Raw genomic sequence first — 17,115 nt, forward strand, 5'->3', positions numbered from 1 at the left:
ATGAATCAAGATCTTAACCAGCGCGCGCTGCACCTGCTGCAAACCGTTTTCGGCTACCCGGCCTTCCGCGGCCAGCAAGCCGACATCGTCGACCACGTCAGCCATGGCGGCGACGCGCTGGTGCTGATGCCCACGGGCGGCGGCAAGTCGCTGTGCTACCAGATTCCCGCGCTGCTGCGCGACGGCGTCGGCGTCGTCATCTCGCCCCTGATCGCGCTGATGCAGGACCAGGTCGACGCGCTGGAGGAGGTCGGCGTGCGCGCCGCCTTCCTCAATTCCACGCAAACCTACGAAGAAGCGAGCCGCATCGAGCGCCTGGTGCGCACGGGCGGCATCGACGTCGTCTACGTGGCGCCCGAGCGCCTGATGACGCAACGCTGCCTGGACCTGTTCCAGGCCTCGAAGATCGCCCTGTTCGCCATCGACGAGGCGCATTGCGTGGCCCAGTGGGGCCACGACTTCCGTCCCGAATACATCAAACTGTCGGTGCTGCACGAGCAGTTCCCGGACGTGCCGCGCATCGCGCTCACGGCCACGGCCGACCCGCAGACGCGCGCCGAAATCGCCCTGCGTTTGCAGCTGGACGACGCGCGCCAGTTCGTCTCGTCCTTCGACCGCCCGAACATCCGCTACCAGATCGTGGAAAAGGCCAACGGGCGCAAGCAGCTGCTCGACTTCATCAACACGGAACACGCGGGCGACTGCGGCATCGTCTACTGCCTGTCGCGCAAAAAGGTCGAAGAGACGGCGGAATTTCTGAACCAGAGCGGCATCCGCGCCCTGCCCTATCACGCCGGCATGGAGTACGCCAAGCGCAGCGCCAACCAGGCGCGCTTCCTGCGCGAAGAAAACATCGTCATGGTGGCCACCATCGCCTTCGGCATGGGCATCGACAAGCCCGACGTGCGCTTCGTCGCGCATCTGGATCTGCCGAAAAGCATCGAGGGCTATTACCAGGAAACGGGGCGCGCGGGCCGCGACGGCATGGCCGCCAACGCCTGGATGGCGTACGGCTTGCAGGACGTGGTGCTGCAGCGGCGCATGATCGACGAGTCGGAAGCGGACGACACCTTCAAGCGCGTGCTGGGCGTCAAACTCGACGCCATGCTGGGCCTGTGCGAAACGCTCAGCTGCCGCCGCATGCGCCTGCTCGAATACTTCGGCGAACCGGCTTCGCCGTGCGGCAATTGCGACACCTGTCTGGTGCCGCCCGTGTCGTTCGATGGCACGGTGCCCGTGCAAAAACTGCTGTCGGCCATCTACCGCGTCGACCAGCGCTTCGCCGGCGGCCACGTGATCGACGTGCTGCGCGGCGTGGAATCGGAACGCATCAAGACCTGGCACCACGATTCCTTGTCGGTGTTCGGCATCGGCTCGGATCTGGGAGAAGCGGAATGGAAGTCGATTCTGCGCCAGGCCATCGCGCTGGGCCTCGTCTCGGTCGACCATGAACAATACAGCTCGCTGAAGCTGACGGACGCCTCGCGCCCCGTGCTCAAGGGCGGCCAGAAAGTGCAGCTGCGCCAGTACCAGAAACCGGTGAAAACCAGCAAGCGCAGCACCAGCGTGGCGAAGGGCTATGTCGAGACGGACCTGTCCACCAGCGAGCAGGCGATCTTCGACAAGCTGCGCTGGTGGCGCGTGGAGACGGCGCGCACGCACAACGTGCCCGCCTACGTGATTTTCGTCGACGCCACCCTGCGCGAAATCGCCAAGGCCAAGCCCACCTCGCTGGAACAGATGCGCGGCGTGAGCGGCGTGGGCGAGAAAAAACTGGCCTCGTACGGCGACGAAATCGTCGCCATGATCCTGGAGATGATTTGATGGAAGCACTCTCGCCGGACCTGATTTATCAGGCCGTGAAAATCCTGGGCGCGCAGCCCGACGCCGAAGACGCGGTGGAAGCGCAAGTGCGCGCCCTGGTGCAAGACGACCTTACCGTGCGCCGCCTGGCCGACGTGGTGCCGGAGGCCTTCGGCCTGGTGCTGGCGTCGCACCTTCCCGGCGCCGAAAACATGACCTTGCCCGATACTTTCTGCGCGCAGGACGAGGACGGCGAATGGGTGGAGTTCCCCCAGCGCCGCGAGCCGATCTTTGTCGTCGCCGCGGATATCGCCCAGCACACCTTCCACAACGGCCCGCGCGCGCTGCTGCAAAATCTGGCCAGCCGCAGCTCCCTGCTGGCGGCCATCAACAAGGGCTTGAACGCGGGCGGCTCGCTCGATGGCACGACCCTGGGTCCGCCGTCCTTCTTTGGCCTGCCCGCCGCGCTGTACCAGCCGGCGGCATCGCCCGAGACGCCCTGACCACTTTACCTTGCCCCTGCCCTTGATAACGGAACGGTCCCGCGATGGAAACCAAATGGCTGGAAGACTTCATCTCGCTCGCTGAGACGCATAATTTCAGCCGTTCCGCGGCCCTGCGCCACGTGACCCAGCCCGCCTTTTCGCGGCGCATCCAGTCGCTGGAAAACTGGCTCGGCATCGACCTGGTGGACCGTACCTCCTACCCGACGCGGTTGACGCCGGCCGGCGCCGTATTCTACGAACAGGCGCTGGAAATGCTGGGACAGATCAACGGCGTGCGCGCCCTCTTGCGCGGCAAGCGGGCCGCCACGCAAACGAGCGTCGATTTCGCCGTACCTCATACCCTGTCGCTGACCTTCATGCCGAAATGGCTGACGGCGCTGGAAGAAGGTTTCGCGCCGATCAACAGCCGCCTGATGGCGCTGAACGTGCACGACGCCGTGCTGCAGCTGGTCGATGGCGGCTGCGATTTGCTGCTGTGCTATCACCATCCGCGCCAGCCGGTGCAGCTGGACCCGGGCCGTTACGACATGCTGGTGATGGGCCGCGAAACCCTGCGCGCCTATGCGCGCTGCGGCCAGGACAAGGTGCCGGACTTCGTCCTGCCCGGCAGCGCCAAGGAGCCGCTGCCCTTTCTCTCCTACACCAGCAACGCCTACCTGGGACGCATGGTGGAATTGCTGCTGGCAGACGCCAAGGCGCCCCTGTTCCTGGAAACCTGCTACGAAACGGACATGGCCGAAGGCTTGAAAATGATGGCGCTGGAAGGGCGCGGCATCGCCTTCCTGCCCGAATCGGCCGTCATGCGCGACGTCAAATACAAGCACCTGGCGCGCGCCGACGGCGGCGCGCCAGGCTGGGAAATCGAGCTGGAAATCCGTTTATATCGCGAGCGGCCGTCCAGCCTGCGGCCAGGCAAGCAGATCGTCGAAAGCCTGTGGCAATACCTGGTGCAGTCGCAAGATGGCAAGGCGCGCGGCGGCAAGCGCCGCAAACGCGCCATCGAGGCCACGACATCCTGACTGGCAATCCTAGCAATACAACTATGCAATAAATGCATAACCGGATGCGCACAAAGCATTGGCCGGGGCATGAGGCTATCGCCTACGATGCGGTTCCGCTGCGCGCAATGCAATTGACTGCGCCACCACAGCATTTTTGAATGCCAGGAAAAATCGTCGCGAGCGGCAGTGATTTGTGGCCGAGAAGCGCAGCTGTACGAAGGTACAGCGAGCATCGCCGGCCGCAAAGCACGACGCGCAGCAGATTTTTCGGCATTACCCCACCGTTTTGTCCAGGAGCTTATCAAGCATGACCAGCAAGCACGCACTTCCTTCCTACCTCAATCCTGAAGACCTTGGCCCATGGGGCGTCTACCTCGAGCAGATCGACCGCGTTACGCCGTACCTGGGCAACCTGTCGCGCTGGGTGGAAACGCTGAAGCGTCCAAAGCGCATCCTGACGGTCGACGTGCCTATCGAGCGCGATGACGGCACCATTGCCCACTACGAAGGCTACCGCGTGCAGCACAACCTGTCGCGCGGCCCGGGCAAGGGCGGCGTACGCTTCCACCAGGACGTGACGTTGTCGGAAGTGATGGCCCTGTCGGCCTGGATGACGGTCAAGAATGCAGCGGTCAACGTGCCATACGGCGGCGCCAAGGGCGGTATCCGTGTCGACCCGAAGACCCTGTCGCGCAACGAACTGCAACGCCTGACCCGCCGCTACACGAGCGAGATCAGCATGATCATCGGACCAAACAAGGATATCCCGGCGCCGGACGTCAACACGAATGAACAAGTCATGGCGTGGATGATGGACAGCTACGCCATGATCGGCGGCAATATGTCGACCGGCGTGGTAACGGGCAAACCAATCTCGCTGGGCGGCAGCCTGGGCCGCCGCGATGCGACGGGCCGCGGCGTGTTCGTCGTCGGTTGCGATGCGGCCGCCAAGGTCGGCATGTCGCTCGAAGGCGCGAAGGTCATCGTGCAAGGTTTCGGCAACGTGGGCGGCGTCGCTGCACGCATGTTCGCTGAAGCCGGCTCGAAAGTGGTCGCGGTACAAGACCACAAGACGACCGTCGTGCATTCCGGCGGCTTGAACATCCCGCAATTGCTGGCACACGTGGCCGAAGTGGGCAGCGTCGAAGGCTTCCCGGGCGCCGAGGCATTCGTGCCGCGCGAAGATTTCTGGGGCATCGATTGCGACATCCTGATCCCGGCCGCGCTGGAACAGCAGATCACGGCCGAACGCGCACAAGTCATCCGCGCCAAGATCATCCTGGAAGGCGCCAACGGCCCGACCCTGCCGGCAGCGGACGACATCCTGACCGACCGCGGCGTGCTGATCGTGCCGGACGTGCTGGCCAACGCCGGCGGCGTGACCGTCAGCTACTTCGAGTGGGCGCAGAACTTCTCGAGCTTCTTCTGGACGGAAGAAGAAATCAACAGCCGCCTGACCCGCATCATGCGCGAAGCGTTCGATTCGGTATGGCAAGTGTCGCAAGAGAAGAAAGTGTCGATGCGTACCGCGACCTTCATCCTGGCGTGCACGCGCGTGCTGCAGGCTCGCGAAGTGCGCGGTTTGTACCCATAATGGCTGCCTGAGAAAATGCCCGGGGCGTTGTTGCCAGCCCCTCGCCGTACTAGCGTACTGTCTTCGGGGCGGTGCCTAGCCCTGGGCATTTTTCAGGCGCCATTGGGTTGATGGCCTCAAAAAAAAATCCCGCCACACTTGCGTGTGAGCGGGATTTTTTATGGGCGCCAGCTTTGCTTCAAGCTGCGTAGCCTTGCGGGTTCTGGTGCTGCCAGCGCCAGTGGTCGCGGCACATGTCGTCGATGTTTTTCTGCGCTTGCCAGCCCAGCAATTGCTTCGCCTTGTCGGCCGAGGCGTAGCAGCTGGCGATGTCGCCGGGGCGGCGCGGCACGATCTCATACGGCACCTTGCGGCCGCTGGCGGCTTCGAACGCGCGCACGGTCTCGAGCACGCTGTAGCCGTGGCCCGTACCCAGGTTGACGGTAAAGCCGCCCTCGGTGGAGAACAGGCGGTTCAGCGCCGCCACATGGCCCAGCGCCAGGTCGACCACGTGGATGTAGTCGCGCACGCCCGTGCCGTCCGGCGTATCGTAGTCATTGCCAAAGACGGCCAGGCGCTCGCGGCGGCCCACGGCCACCTGGGCGATGAAAGGCATCAGATTGTTCGGGATGCCGGCCGGATCTTCACCGATCAAACCGCTGGCATGCGCGCCAACCGGGTTAAAGTAGCGCAGCACGCCAACTTGCCATTGAGCATCAGCATGCACGAGGTCGGCCAGGATCTGCTCGACCATCAATTTCGAGCGGCCGTACGGGTTGGTCACGGACAGACGCGACGATTCCAGGATCGGCAAGGCTTCCGGATCGCCATACACGGTGGCCGACGAGCTGAACACAAAACGCTTCACGTTCGCCGCCGCCAGCACTTCCAGCAGCGCCACGGTGCCCGACACATTGTTATCCATATACATCAGCGGTTGGGCCACGGACTCGCCTACGGCCTTCAAGCCTGCGAAATGGATCACGGCATCGATGGCGTGCTCGCGCAAAATGGCGGCCATGGCCGTGCGGTCGCGCACGTCCGCTTCATAGAAGGGTACGCTTTTGCCAGAGATGCGCTCCACACGCGCCATCGCTTCGCGCGCGCTGTTGCACAGATTGTCCACTGCGACCACGTCAAAGCCAGCGGCCAGCAGTTCGACGCAGGTATGCGAGCCGATGAAACCGGACGCGCCTGTCACGAGTATCTTTTTGGTCATAATGTCAATCAATGCAAAAAAGATAAGCCTACCTGAATTCACCCGGCCTGCCAAGCCGGCACGCCAAACGAATCACCGTTGGGCATAAAAAAGCCTGCGGCGCGGTGGCGGCAGGCTGATTCTGTTCCAGTACACGGCGCCGACAAGCCCCAGCGCACTCGCGTCTATTTCTTGATGAACACCAAATCCCACACGCCATGGCCCAGCTTCAAGCCGCGGTTTTCAAACTTGGTCAGCGGACGGTACGCGGGCTGCGGCGCGTAACCGTCGGCGCTATTGCGCAGTTGCGGCTCGGCACCCAACACTTCCAGCATTTGCACCGCGTAATCTTCCCAATCGGTGGCGCAATGCAGATAGCCGCCCGGTGCCAGGCGATCGGTCAATTGCTTGACGAACGGCGACTGGATCAAACGGCGCTTGTTGTGGCGCGCCTTGTGCCATGGATCAGGGAAAAACACGTGGATGCCGGCCAGCGAATTGGCTGGAATCATGTGCGTGAGCACTTCCACGGCATCGTGCTGCAGCAGACGCAGATTCGTCAGCGACTCTTCGCCGATCAACTTCAACAGGCTGCCGACGCCAGGCGTATGCACTTCGACGCCGATGAAATCCTTCTCCGGCATCGCCTTGGCGATATGCGCCGTCGTCGCGCCCATGCCAAAACCGATTTCCAGGATCACGGGCGCCTTGCGGCCAAACACCTGCTCGAAGTCCATGGGCTCCTTGGCGAAAGGCAACAGGAACTGCGGCCCCAGGGTCTCAAGCGCGCGCGCCTGCGCGACAGACAGCCGTCCCGCGCGGGTCACGAAACTGCGGATGCGGTGTTCGGTCGGATCGTACATCATCGGCCGCACCGGGCCGTTTGCTGGGGTATCAGAAGACATGGGAATGAAGAAAGTAGTGGCCGCGCCGCACAAGACCAGGCGCCAGCGAAAAATGGAGCGGGTGAAGGGAATCGAACCCTCGTCGTAAGCTTGGGAAGCTCGACAAGGAACTCAACAGCCATGCGGGCTTGCGGCCCGTTTCTGCTCCGCGAATGTGACATTATAGCAGCCGTACAAGCGGCCATCCATGCGGTGTATTTTGGGCTTGTGGAGCAAACTATTCTGGAAAACAGTACCGATCCACGGACCGCATCGCTGATTTAACTGCTAGTGCCGGACGCGCGCCCTCGGCGCGCGGATGTGCGCCGCAGTGAGCGCAGTGGTGTATTGCAAATAGCCAATCCTGACAAGACTTTCATGCACCATGCCAATCTTCGTACCTACTAAAATACCTACACACGGACACCGGTGCAAAAATACTTAACGCATATCCTCACGCTGATTAACCTTGATCAGCACGAGGTCAGCTGGTTGAGCATATATGCGAGGAATTCAGGCGACAGGTGTGCAGGTGGACTAGAGGGGGATTTCACTATGATAGCGGGATCAAACTCAGATGACTATTGTCATTTTTCTTCAGTATCCTTTACACGGTTCTCGACGGCGCAACCAATTAATCACTTTTGAAATTTGACGGTGACGTTGTGTAAGTTCGCAAAGTTGTGAACTGAAACGATTGAACTCCTGCATTTGAAGCTCCTGCAGGTAAAGACTTTAATGCTCGCTCGACAACAGCAGAATTTGTTATCAATGTGGAAAGCTTAAGTTCAGTATCAGAAGAGAATTTGAATTCATACTTCTTCTTTTCACTGCCGTCGTTATGCGAAATGGTGATCAAATAATCCATTAAAATCCTTTAAAAATACATTGACATCCTCAGGATTAATTCCCAAGAATTCTATAAGCTGGATAGTTTATTTTTAACCAATATAACATATCTGGTTATCACTATCCAGCCACCACTTTTGGCAATTCGCTCCAGTTCATGGTGTACCGTGAAGGGACGCGAAAGTCAGGCCTACCAAATGTCCTGTTTTCACCACTCTGCACAGCCCATGCGGAAACGATTAAAACCCCTCTCCACTATCCTCTGTGATTTCGAATGGCAGAAGCATCGTCTCGTTGTATGGTGGATGGATTCTGTCGATCTTTTGCTTGAAATCTCCCCAATTGTTACTCAGCTTCATTATCGTCGTAACAGAGGTTATTAAATCACGCAAACGTGGATCACCGATTTCCTGGGTTAAATTTTGATGCAACTTATGCTTGGGCCTGCCATTTTCGTTTTTTGCAACCTTAGCTTTCAACTCCTTCCAAACACCAGGAGCCAAGCGACGATAAATAATGTCATTTGTAAGGTGACCAAAATACTGCGGCCGACGCACGGAAGACGAGGGGAACTCAAGCTTTCGGAGCCTAAAAATTTCCTCATAAAACGAAGGCGGAAACTTCTTTATCCACGGTTGCAATTCTTTAGCTACGAAAGCTTCCAGAATTTTTGAAAGCGCGTCCTTAGCCCTAACGTTTTGGTACCCTGTTGCCTCATCGACCAGCGCGATAATGCCGATGTGTGCAAGCGCCCTCATAAGAACTTCAGCTTTTTGAGCCTTGTCTAGTTGCTGAGCTTGAAGTGCACCAGCTTCACGTGCTTTAAGCCAAATATCGCAGACGGTCGGCAAAATTCTGGCGTCATAGCCAATCACGATTCGATTGCCATCCACATACTCGATTGGCGCCAATAACCCGCTAGATATTTCGACTTCGATAAAGGGGGTAAGCTGTCGTGGTGCCAGGAAGATGGGCACAGGGGCCCCAGCGTCTTGGGACGCTTTTTTGAGTCGCTTAGACGCACCGCTGCGTGTCCCAAGTAAAGCCTCTGTTATGCCGCTTTCCGTCAATACCCGACGGACCTCGCCTTTGCCTTCGCCCTCAATAATTGCACATGGTATGTTCAACCCAGCCAAGCAAAGATCATTCTGCTTCAGGACGACACTTGGAAGAGCACTCCTACGAGCAGCATTTTCCCAGCGAGTAGCAATAGCATTGGCAGAAATTTCTTTGCGCTTTTCAACACTCAAGCTTTCAGCCCGAGCAACTCCCCCTTTGGACCGACCTTTTGGACTCTCTTCCATGTTCCAGCTCCTGTTTTGATGATCTGGAGCAAATTATACCTGCAAAACATCTAATGCAAGTATTTTACTTACATAATTCCATATGCAAGCATTTCAATACGTAATTTCAGGCCTATCAGAAGGCTTGGCGGATCATGCGCCTGTAGGGCCCCCACCCATTACGCGGGAGGCGGCACCGTCCTGGTGCCACCAAACTAGGCACAAGATTCGGGTCTGTCATTTCCCCACACGCTGATGTGTTCGGCGTTTTAAAAGCCAGCTCAGCCGAGAACCTACTTAGAGCCATGCATGCCCCTTGGCGCGCGGAGCTGCCAAGCAGCGACAGCAAGGAGATGATTCGGGGCAGTCTGGGTCCGTAAGCCCAGCTCTTCGAATCTCACCCGCAGAACGCGCAGGCGCACCGCTCGCTTCCGCCAGGCAATAAAAAACCGCCTGAAGGCGGTTTCTTTATTTTACGGAAGCGGTGTAATGCGAATACCGATCTTAAATGCGGTTTGCAGCCATTATGCTGGTTCGCACCTACAAATGTGCCTACAACAATCAGACCTATCCTCGCAATATCATAAGACTGTTTTAAGGACCTTTAGAATGCTACCGTCCAGATTTGGGACCCCAATCTGAAGCAAGCGAGCGTTCTCCGTATCAAGGTGAGTTACCAATTCACCGATCTGCTCTTTGGACAATTGGTGTCTAATCAACGTACCAAGGGCAGCCTCAAGCAAAGCTATACGGCCGACTGCAATCTTAAGTTGTTTTTCCACTTCAAGCATACTATCTGACATATTGTCTCCTGAAATTAGTCTTCGCCCGGTCACCGCGGAATTCGAAGGCCCTTGAAATATAGTTGATCCCATGAAGGGGATAGTAATGGATTTACACTAACAAACCGATTGTAGGCGGCATCTTCAGCGGTGACAAGCATGCGCGAGGCCTTACGTATTAAAAGCAGGTCCTTAACAGGTTATTGCAACCACGATATAGCCCCGCCAGGGCGTCAAAATTCACATTCCCATAGGAGTGCACCGCACACGAAAAACACCTCCAAAGTGCGTCAAAATGCGTCAAATCGCATACCCCTCTTCGCCCCGCCGCGCCAGTCCTCATGCGCCTTCGGCCATGGCGCAAATTTGAGTCAAAAGAGCCCTAACTAGCGGGCAGGTGTGGAGGGGGGACAACTGCGCGCGCCGGGCAGAAATGGGGCTTTTTCTTGCTTCAATGACAATGCCAATCGTCGGGACGTGAAAAAGCCGCCTCATGGGCGGCTTGTGCGGTGGCTGGGGCGCTCTGGCGCGGCTGGGCTGTCGCGGCCCGGCCCTGCCGGTCAGCGCGGCGTGGCGGTCATGCTGGACGGCCGGCGCGCGCCTTCGCCGCCTGCTCCTTCTCGTAGTCGTCGCGGCAATCGACGTTGCAGAACGGCAGGCCGGGCGCCAGCGGCTCGTCGCAGTAGTGGCAGGCGCCGTGCGCCACCAGGGCGGGCCGTCCGCGCACGGCGGCCAGGCCGCGCGCCACCTCGGCAAAGATGATCTTGTCGGTGTTGTCCACGTGGTCGCTCATTGCGCAGTCTCCTTGCCCAGGCCCAAGTCATACGGGGCGAACTTCACCACTTCCACGCCGGCCCACTCGTTGATCGCCATGAACTGTGACTGCAGCGGCACCAGCTCGTTGCGGGCGAAGACGCGCGCGGCGGGTTCCACGGCGCCGAAGCCGCCGGCATTGTTTGGCAGGATGCCCATCAGCTGCGGCGGCACGCGATGCGCGGCCAGCTGGTCGTCGCGTGTCACGCTCTTGATGCTGAAAAACTCGTCCTTGGCGGCCACGTCCGACACAGGCAGAATCTGGATGCCATCCTTCTTGCCGTTCGGTGCGTACATGAACAGGTTGCGGAAGTTGCCCGGCCCCTTGCTGTCGCGCATGGCCTGGCGCAGGTTGTCCACGTCCTGCGTGTTCGCCGCGGCATCCGTCATGTAAAACACGAAGCCGGCATGCGAGCCGTTCTTGTAGTATTTGCGGCGGAACAGTGTGGCCGCCTCGTTGAGCCAGGCCGATTGCAGCGCGCTCAGGTACTGCGGCACGCCGTACAGCTCCTGATTCACGTCCGGTTCCATCAAATGGAACACGCGGCCCGTTTCGAACTGGTGCGCCGTGCCGTGATTGGTCACGAAAAAATACGTGTCCCAGTCGATGCCGCGGCGCATGTACTTGGCCAGCGCGTGCGCGAAGCTCAAAGGGCGCCCGCTGCGGCTGGGACGGTCTTCCAGGTAGCAGTTGCCGAACGTCAGGAAGTCGAGCGCCAGGCGCTTGAAGGCGTCGCGCGACAAATACTTGCTGGGCATCAGGGTGGACGCCAGCACGTTGGCCTTGAAGTGGATCGCGCTGCTGTGGTGCACGCCGGCATTGAAGGACTTGGCCAGGCCCGCCAGGTTGACGGGCGGCTCATACCAGTGGCCGTTCTTCCAGCATTCGAAGCAGTCGAGAATGTCGGCGTGCTCGAGCACGGGCGTCGGGTCGCCGAAGGAAAACGCCTGGATGCCGGCGGCGGCGGGCGCCGGGGCTGCGGCCGTATCTGCGCCAGGTGCAGAGCGCGCGCAGGCGCGCTGATGTCGTGCTTTGCTCAAGAATAAATCTCCATGATGGATTGGTGGTTGTCGGTACTGCCTTCAAAGGGTTCGTGGTCGAGCGCGTGCATGCAGGCCCATGCCAGGTCGGCGTGGCCTGTCTCGTCGCTGCGCCCCGCCACATAGGTGACGTGCCGCCCGCTGGGCGTGAGGGTCTTGCGGATCGCCATGAACGATTGCGCGATGTCGATCCAGCCGGCGTCAAATTCCAGCCGGCCCTTGCTGATGATGTTCTTGGCCTTCAAGACCATGCGCGTTTTGACTTCCGGCGAATAGTTCAGGGCCGTGACGGCCGGGAAGAAACCGCGCACGATGGGCAGCACGCCGATGCCCATGCCGGTCGTGTCGATGCCGATGTATTCGACGTTGTAGCGCTGCGTCATCTGGCGGATGGCTTCGGCGTGGTCCTCAAAGCTCTGACCGCGCCACTGATGGCGCTCGAGCACGCGGAACTTGCCGCCGGCCGTCATGGGCGGCGCCAGCACCACGCAACCGGCGCTGTCGCCGTTCAAGGCCGGGTCGTAGCCGATCCACACGGCGCGGTTGCCAAAGGGGCGCAGGCCCAGCAGTGGCTTGTAGTCGTCCCATTCGACCCAGGAATCGACCATGCAGCGCTGCAGCTCGTTCAAGGGGAAAACGCTATCCGAGTCGTCAATGAAATTGCACATCAGCAGGTTGTCGAACTGGTCCGGGCTGTATTCGAAGTTGCGCAGCTCGTCGATGTCGAACAGGTTGCAGCCGCCGCGCTCGGCGTCGAGAATGGTGACGATCTGGCGCCATATCTTGTCCTCGCCCGTGAAACCGGACGACAGGCGGGCATGGCTCACGTCGATATTCACCTGGTCGACCTTGGCGCGGCGCTTGTTGAACAGCTCGCCCGTCCAGAACGGATAGGCCTGGTGCGTAGTCGAGGATGGCGTGGAAAAGTAGGTCTTGCGCCACTTCTTGTGAATGGCCATGCCCGAGGCAACTTTGTTAAGTTCCTGGAAGTTCTGCGTCCAGAAGAATTCATCGAAGTAGAAATTGCCGTGGTAGCCCTGTGCCGTGCGCGCATTGGTGCCCAGGAAGTACAGATGCGCGCCGTTCGGCAGCACGATGGGGTCGCCCGTCAGCTCGATACCGGCCGCCTCGCGTGCGAATTGCACGATGTATTGCTTGAAGACGTGCGCCTGGCTTTTTGAGGCGGACAGGAAAATCTGATTGCGGCCCGTGGCCATGGCGTCGGCCAGCGCTTCGCGGGCGAAGTACCAGGTGGCGCCGATTTGGCGGGACTTGAGGATGGCGCGCGTGCGCTGGTCGCCGTTGCGATACCAAACTTTCTGGTAATCGAACAGCGAATCCTGGAAGGCGTCGAGCAGCTGGATTTTCTGCTCTTCGCTGAAGTCGTTGCGCGTCGGCTTTTTCTTCGGCCCCGCATTGCGGTTCGCCAGCTTGGGGTTGAGATCGACCTCGTTGCCGCCCGGCTGCTCATAGCGGCGCACGCGCGCCATCTGCACGATGGTGCGCGCCAGCAGATCGATTTCCTTGTAGTCGCTGCCGCTCTTGACCTCTTTTTCGATCAGCTTGACCAGGCGCAGCTCGGCCGACGCCTCGACGTGCTCGATGGCCTGCGCCTTGTCCCATTCGTCGCGCGCTTTCCAGCTATTGATGGTGCTGCGCTTAATTCCGAGGTGGCGGGCGATGGACGAAATGCGCCAGCCCTTCCAGTACAGGGCGCGCGCGGCGCGGCGCGGCTCGGATTCGGGCACGGCCAATTCGGCGATTTTCTCGTCGGGGGTTTGTTCGCTTGTTTTCTCAATTGTCAGCATGCCGCCAGCGTAGGCCGCGCGCGCGCGGAGCGGGGAAAGGCAAAAGTCGCTATGACCCATAGCAACCCGCACCGCATTGAATCGCGGCGCCAAGACGTTGACCATGGCGTTATCCGATCAACCGAGAACATCCACCATGTCCAAACCATCGACAAAGCCATCTAAGTTTTTCCGCGTCGCCACCGAAGGCGCCACCACGGACGGCCGCAACATCGACCGCGCCACCATCGAGCAGATCGCCGCCACCTACAACCCGAAAACCTACGGCGCGCGCATCTGGCTCGAGCACATTCGCGGCATCCTGCCCGACAGCCAGTTCAAAGCCTACGGCGACGTAATCGCTGTGAAAGCCGAGGAAGTGGACACGGACAGCGGCAAGAAACTGGCCCTGTTCGCGCAGATCGAACCCACGCCGGAACTGGTCGCCATCAACAAGGCAAAACAAAAGCTGTACACCAGCCTGGAAATCCAGCCGGACTTTGCCGACACGGCGCAGCCCTATCTGGTCGGCCTGGGCGTCACCGACAGCCCGGCCAGCCTGGGCACCGATGCCCTGAAATTCTCGGCCAACCGCAAGCAGCACAGCACCAACCTGTTTAGCACTTGCGTCGAAGTCGAACTGACATTCGATGAACCGGCTGGCGTGAAACTGGCTGATGCCGTCAAAAACCTGCTGTCGCGTTTTTCCAATAAATCCGGCAGCGACGCCGCGCAGTTCGCCGACATCAGCGAAGCCGTGCAAGCGCTGGCCGGCCACGTCGTCACGGCGAATGACAACTACGCCAGCGCCCTGACGCGCCTGGACAAAGCGGAAACGGCCTTGACAGCCACGCAGGCCGACCTGGACGCCTTCAAGGCGCAGATGGACGCGGCGCCCGGCAACGCGCCGCGCCGCCCGTCCGCCACCGGCAACGACGGCGCCGTGCAGACCGAGTTTTAAGCGTCCGCGCCCGCCCCCCACACACCATCAATCACGGAGCAAAAACAGATGAAAAAGCAAACCCGCCAGGTGTACAGCCAGTACGAAACCCGCCTGGGCCAACTGAACGACACGGACAGCGTGGCCAAAACCTTCAGCGTGGCGCCCAGCGTGCAGCAAAAACTGGAAACGAAGATGCAGGAATCGAGCGAGTTCCTCTCAAAAATCAACATCATGGGCGTGGCCGAGCAGGAAGGCGAAAAGCTGGGCCTGGGCGTCTCCGGCCCGATTGCCGGCCGCACCAACACCAAAGACAAGGAACGCGAAACGCGCGACTTGTCCACCCTGGACAGCACGAAATACCGCTGCGAGCAAACCAACTTCGACACGCACCTGACGTATGCCAAGCTGGACGCCTGGGCCAAGTTCCCCGATTTTCAATCGCGCGTGGCCAATGCCATCGTGATTCGCCAGGCGCTGGATCGCATCGTCATCGGTTTTAATGGCGTCAAGATCATGGCCAACACCGACCTGGCCGCCAATCCGCTGCTGCAGGACGTGAACAAGGGCTGGCTGCAGCACTTGCGCGAACAGGCGCCCGAGCGCGTGCTGGGCCTGGCCGGCGCCGGCCTGCCGGGCAAGGTCGTCATCGGCAGCGGCGCGGATGACGACTATGCCAATCTGGACGCGGCCGTGGTCGATGCCGTCAACCTGTTGGACCCGTGGTATCAGGAAGACACGGGCCTGGTCGCCATCGTCGGCCGCAAGCTCTTGAGCGACAAATACTTCCCGTTGGTGAACACCAAGCAGGCGCCCACGGAAACCCTGGCGGCCGACATCATCATCAGCCAGAAACGCATCGGCGGCCTGCCGGCGGTACGCGTGCCCTATTTCCCGGACAACGCCATCCTGATTACCCGCTTCGACAATCTGTCGATCTACTTCCAGGACGGCGCGCGCCGCCGCCGCGTGGAAGACAAACCTTCGCGCGACCGCATCGAGAACTACGAGTCGTCCAACGACGCGTATGTCATCGAAGACCTGGGCCTGGCCGCGCTGGTCGAGCACATCGAGCTGAAAGCCTAAGCCATGGGCAATCTGTCTCCTGCCCTGCGCCACCGCGCGCGCATGCTGGCCGAGCGCACGGCCGGCGCCGCCGAGCCGCAGGGCGTGACCACCGGCAGCGCGTATGAGCTGATGCTTTATAAATTGTCCGACGACCGGCGCCGCCTGAAATCCATCCAGTCCGTCGAACGCAAGATCGAGGTCAAGGCCACCATGCTGCCGACCTATGCGCAGTGGATCGACGGCGTGCTGGCCGGTGGCAAGGGCGCGCAGGACGACGTCGTGGCCACCCTGCTGGTGTGGCACATCGACACGGGCGAATATGACCGCGCCCTGGTGATTGCCGCCTACTGCATGGAACACCGCTTTACTCTGCCGGAAACCTACAGCCGCGACATTCCGACCATGATGCTCGATGAATTCGCCGCCGCCTACCTGCAGGGCAATCTGGGTAGCGATCCGCAGCATGCCGTGGCCGTGCTGAGCGCCGCCGAAGCCATGACGGCCGCCAGCGACGCGCCCGACCAGGCGCGCGCCAAGCTGCACAAGGCCATCGGCCTGGCCATGGTGGCCGTGCTAGACAAGCAGGACGCGACGGACATCGCCCCGGCCCTGCTGGAACAAGCCGGCGCCGCCATGGCGCAGTTGCAGCGCGCGCGGGCCTTATCCGAGTCCGTCGGCGTCAAGAAAGATATGGAACGGCTGGAGCGGCGCATCAAGCGCGCGGCCGATTCCAGCTAAAGAGCAGCCCCCGGCGCACAGGCGGCACGGGGGGATTCTGGCCAACGCATTTACCAAAATACCGGCCTGATGAACCCCGTCCACCGCCTCCCCTTTCACTTCCACAGCACACGCCCATGTCCTTTATCGCCCTTCCTCCCCGTGCTCCAGATGCCGCCAGCACGCCGCCGGCGCCCAGCCCCACGCCCGGCATCGTGGAAAACGATGGCTGGTTTCCCGACATTTTGCTTACCGAAATGCGCGACGCCATGCGCCTGGACGGCACCGTCACCGACGCGCGCCTGGTGCAAGCCGTGGTCGATGCCATTTTGCAGGTCAACCGCGAGCTGGCAGCCTGGCAGGGCCAGCATGCGGCCGCCGGCATCGCTGCACTGACGGACGTGCCTGCCGCACGCATCAACCGCGAAAGCCGCTTGCTGGCGCAGTACCGGCGCGCCGTCTACAGCACGGCGAAAGCCGACTTGATCGAGCGTTACCGCGATTACGACACCACGGCGTCGTCGGCCAGCGACAAGAAAAGCATGGAATGGCTGGACGAAGCGCCCGGCGCGCAGCGCAGAAATGCGCAATGGGCCATCGCCGATATGGTCGGGCGCACGCATTTGACGGTGGAGCTGATTTGATGCAGGTGCGCACGCAGCAGCACGACACGGTAGACGCGCTCGTGTGGCGCTACCTGGGCGACGGCGCCGGCTATGTCGAGCAGACGCTGGAAATGAATCCGGCCCTGGCGCGCCACGGCGCCGTGCTGCCGGCCGGCCTGCTCGTCACCTTGCCGGAACCTGCCGCCAGCACAGCCACCGTGGCCGACGTTGTGCAGCTATGGGACTGACTTCTTTAACAACTTTT

General features: G+C 60.6%; 17 protein-coding genes. 9 read left to right on the top strand and 8 right to left on the bottom strand.

Going from position 1 to position 17,115, the window contains the following annotated elements:
• The 4 genes from recQ (at position 1) to CLU90_RS16195 (ending at position 4,904) form a co-directional block, all read left to right on the top strand.
• Positions 1 to 1,824, top strand: coding sequence for a DNA helicase RecQ (gene recQ, locus CLU90_RS16180; RefSeq protein WP_100428382.1), 1,824 nt, complete (start codon positions 1 to 3; stop codon positions 1,822 to 1,824).
• The gene (locus tag CLU90_RS16185) at positions 1,824 to 2,306 is read left to right on the top strand and encodes a hypothetical protein (RefSeq protein WP_100428383.1); all 483 of its coding nucleotides are present in this window, start codon (positions 1,824 to 1,826) and stop codon (positions 2,304 to 2,306) included. The genes recQ and CLU90_RS16185 overlap by 1 nt, the downstream gene beginning before the upstream one ends.
• A gap of 44 nt (positions 2,307 to 2,350) precedes the next feature.
• On the top strand, positions 2,351 to 3,328 hold the full coding sequence (locus tag CLU90_RS16190) for a LysR family transcriptional regulator (protein WP_100428384.1): 978 nt from the start codon (positions 2,351 to 2,353) through the stop codon (positions 3,326 to 3,328).
• A 289-nt stretch (positions 3,329 to 3,617) separates the two neighbouring features.
• Positions 3,618 to 4,904: a Glu/Leu/Phe/Val family dehydrogenase gene (locus tag CLU90_RS16195; protein WP_034745922.1), complete on the top strand. Its 1,287-nt coding sequence runs from the start codon at positions 3,618 to 3,620 to the stop codon at positions 4,902 to 4,904.
• Positions 4,905 to 5,082: 178 nt separating this feature from the next.
• On the opposite strand, the gene galE is transcribed toward CLU90_RS16195, so the two are convergent.
• The 8 genes from galE to CLU90_RS16230 all read right to left on the bottom strand — a co-directional run bounded on the left by galE (position 5,083) and on the right by CLU90_RS16230 (position 13,541).
• On the bottom strand, positions 5,083 to 6,102 hold the full coding sequence (gene galE, locus CLU90_RS16200; protein ID WP_092711935.1) for a UDP-glucose 4-epimerase GalE: 1,020 nt from the start codon (positions 6,100 to 6,102) through the stop codon (positions 5,083 to 5,085).
• A 164-nt stretch (positions 6,103 to 6,266) separates the two neighbouring features.
• A complete protein-coding gene (gene trmB, locus CLU90_RS16205) occupies positions 6,267 to 6,947 on the bottom strand; it encodes a tRNA (guanosine(46)-N7)-methyltransferase TrmB (protein ID WP_092711937.1) in 681 nt (226 codons plus the stop codon).
• A 652-nt stretch (positions 6,948 to 7,599) separates the two neighbouring features.
• Positions 7,600 to 7,833 (bottom strand): hypothetical protein, encoded by a 234-nt coding sequence (locus CLU90_RS29355; RefSeq protein ID WP_157808839.1) that lies wholly within the window; start codon positions 7,831 to 7,833, stop codon positions 7,600 to 7,602.
• A 220-nt stretch (positions 7,834 to 8,053) separates the two neighbouring features.
• Positions 8,054 to 9,118: a P63C domain-containing protein gene (locus tag CLU90_RS16210; protein WP_100428385.1), complete on the bottom strand. Its 1,065-nt coding sequence runs from the start codon at positions 9,116 to 9,118 to the stop codon at positions 8,054 to 8,056.
• Positions 9,119 to 9,678: 560 nt separating this feature from the next.
• Positions 9,679 to 9,900 (bottom strand): hypothetical protein, encoded by a 222-nt coding sequence (locus CLU90_RS16215; RefSeq protein WP_100428386.1) that lies wholly within the window; start codon positions 9,898 to 9,900, stop codon positions 9,679 to 9,681.
• Positions 9,901 to 10,456: 556 nt separating this feature from the next.
• Positions 10,457 to 10,672, bottom strand: coding sequence for a hypothetical protein (locus CLU90_RS16220; RefSeq protein WP_086144206.1), 216 nt, complete (start codon positions 10,670 to 10,672; stop codon positions 10,457 to 10,459).
• Positions 10,669 to 11,733 (bottom strand): phage portal protein, encoded by a 1,065-nt coding sequence (locus CLU90_RS16225; RefSeq protein ID WP_100428387.1) that lies wholly within the window; start codon positions 11,731 to 11,733, stop codon positions 10,669 to 10,671. The genes CLU90_RS16220 and CLU90_RS16225 overlap by 4 nt, the downstream gene beginning before the upstream one ends.
• Positions 11,730 to 13,541: a terminase ATPase subunit family protein gene (locus CLU90_RS16230; protein WP_100429482.1), complete on the bottom strand. Its 1,812-nt coding sequence runs from the start codon at positions 13,539 to 13,541 to the stop codon at positions 11,730 to 11,732. The genes CLU90_RS16225 and CLU90_RS16230 overlap by 4 nt, the downstream gene beginning before the upstream one ends.
• Positions 13,542 to 13,677: 136 nt before the next feature.
• Here CLU90_RS16230 and CLU90_RS16235 point away from each other — a divergent pair, with 136 nt between their 5' ends.
• From CLU90_RS16235 to CLU90_RS16255, 5 genes are all read left to right on the top strand, one after another.
• On the top strand, positions 13,678 to 14,481 hold the full coding sequence (locus CLU90_RS16235; protein ID WP_100428388.1) for a GPO family capsid scaffolding protein: 804 nt from the start codon (positions 13,678 to 13,680) through the stop codon (positions 14,479 to 14,481).
• Positions 14,482 to 14,529: 48 nt separating this feature from the next.
• A complete protein-coding gene (locus tag CLU90_RS16240; protein WP_100428389.1) occupies positions 14,530 to 15,546 on the top strand; it encodes a phage major capsid protein, P2 family in 1,017 nt (338 codons plus the stop codon).
• Between the two features lie 3 nt (positions 15,547 to 15,549).
• Positions 15,550 to 16,266 (top strand): phage terminase small subunit, encoded by a 717-nt coding sequence (gene gpM, locus CLU90_RS16245; RefSeq protein ID WP_100428390.1) that lies wholly within the window; start codon positions 15,550 to 15,552, stop codon positions 16,264 to 16,266.
• Between the two features lie 116 nt (positions 16,267 to 16,382).
• Positions 16,383 to 16,889, top strand: a complete 507-nt coding sequence (locus CLU90_RS16250) for a head completion/stabilization protein (RefSeq protein WP_100428391.1) — start codon at positions 16,383 to 16,385, stop codon at positions 16,887 to 16,889.
• Entirely contained in the window at positions 16,889 to 17,098 is a 210-nt protein-coding gene (locus CLU90_RS16255) for a tail protein X (protein ID WP_100428392.1), read from the top strand. The genes CLU90_RS16250 and CLU90_RS16255 overlap by 1 nt, the downstream gene beginning before the upstream one ends.
• Positions 17,099 to 17,115 lie beyond the last annotated feature (17 nt).

It is taken from the genome of Janthinobacterium sp. 67 (assembly GCF_002797895.1).
In the GTDB taxonomy this organism is placed as follows: domain Bacteria; phylum Pseudomonadota; class Gammaproteobacteria; order Burkholderiales; family Burkholderiaceae_D; genus Janthinobacterium.

Coding starts and splice junctions, on each gene's coding strand:
- recQ (WP_100428382.1), top strand. CDS start 1: ATGAATCAAGATCTTAACCAGCGCGCGCTGCACCTGCTGCAAACCGTT.
- CLU90_RS16185 (WP_100428383.1), top strand. CDS start 1,824: ATGGAAGCACTCTCGCCGGACCTGATTTATCAGGCCGTGAAAATCCTG.
- CLU90_RS16190 (WP_100428384.1), top strand. CDS start 2,351: ATGGAAACCAAATGGCTGGAAGACTTCATCTCGCTCGCTGAGACGCAT.
- CLU90_RS16195 (WP_034745922.1), top strand. CDS start 3,618: ATGACCAGCAAGCACGCACTTCCTTCCTACCTCAATCCTGAAGACCTT.
- galE (WP_092711935.1), bottom strand. CDS start 6,102: ATGACCAAAAAGATACTCGTGACAGGCGCGTCCGGTTTCATCGGCTCG.
- trmB (WP_092711937.1), bottom strand. CDS start 6,947: ATGATGTACGATCCGACCGAACACCGCATCCGCAGTTTCGTGACCCGC.
- CLU90_RS29355 (WP_157808839.1), bottom strand. CDS start 7,833: ATGGATTATTTGATCACCATTTCGCATAACGACGGCAGTGAAAAGAAG.
- CLU90_RS16210 (WP_100428385.1), bottom strand. CDS start 9,118: ATGGAAGAGAGTCCAAAAGGTCGGTCCAAAGGGGGAGTTGCTCGGGCT.
- CLU90_RS16215 (WP_100428386.1), bottom strand. CDS start 9,900: ATGTCAGATAGTATGCTTGAAGTGGAAAAACAACTTAAGATTGCAGTC.
- CLU90_RS16220 (WP_086144206.1), bottom strand. CDS start 10,672: ATGAGCGACCACGTGGACAACACCGACAAGATCATCTTTGCCGAGGTG.
- CLU90_RS16230 (WP_100429482.1), bottom strand. CDS start 13,541: ATGCTGACAATTGAGAAAACAAGCGAACAAACCCCCGACGAGAAAATC.
- CLU90_RS16235 (WP_100428388.1), top strand. CDS start 13,678: ATGTCCAAACCATCGACAAAGCCATCTAAGTTTTTCCGCGTCGCCACC.
- CLU90_RS16240 (WP_100428389.1), top strand. CDS start 14,530: ATGAAAAAGCAAACCCGCCAGGTGTACAGCCAGTACGAAACCCGCCTG.
- gpM (WP_100428390.1), top strand. CDS start 15,550: ATGGGCAATCTGTCTCCTGCCCTGCGCCACCGCGCGCGCATGCTGGCC.
- CLU90_RS16250 (WP_100428391.1), top strand. CDS start 16,383: ATGTCCTTTATCGCCCTTCCTCCCCGTGCTCCAGATGCCGCCAGCACG.
- CLU90_RS16255 (WP_100428392.1), top strand. CDS start 16,889: ATGCAGGTGCGCACGCAGCAGCACGACACGGTAGACGCGCTCGTGTGG.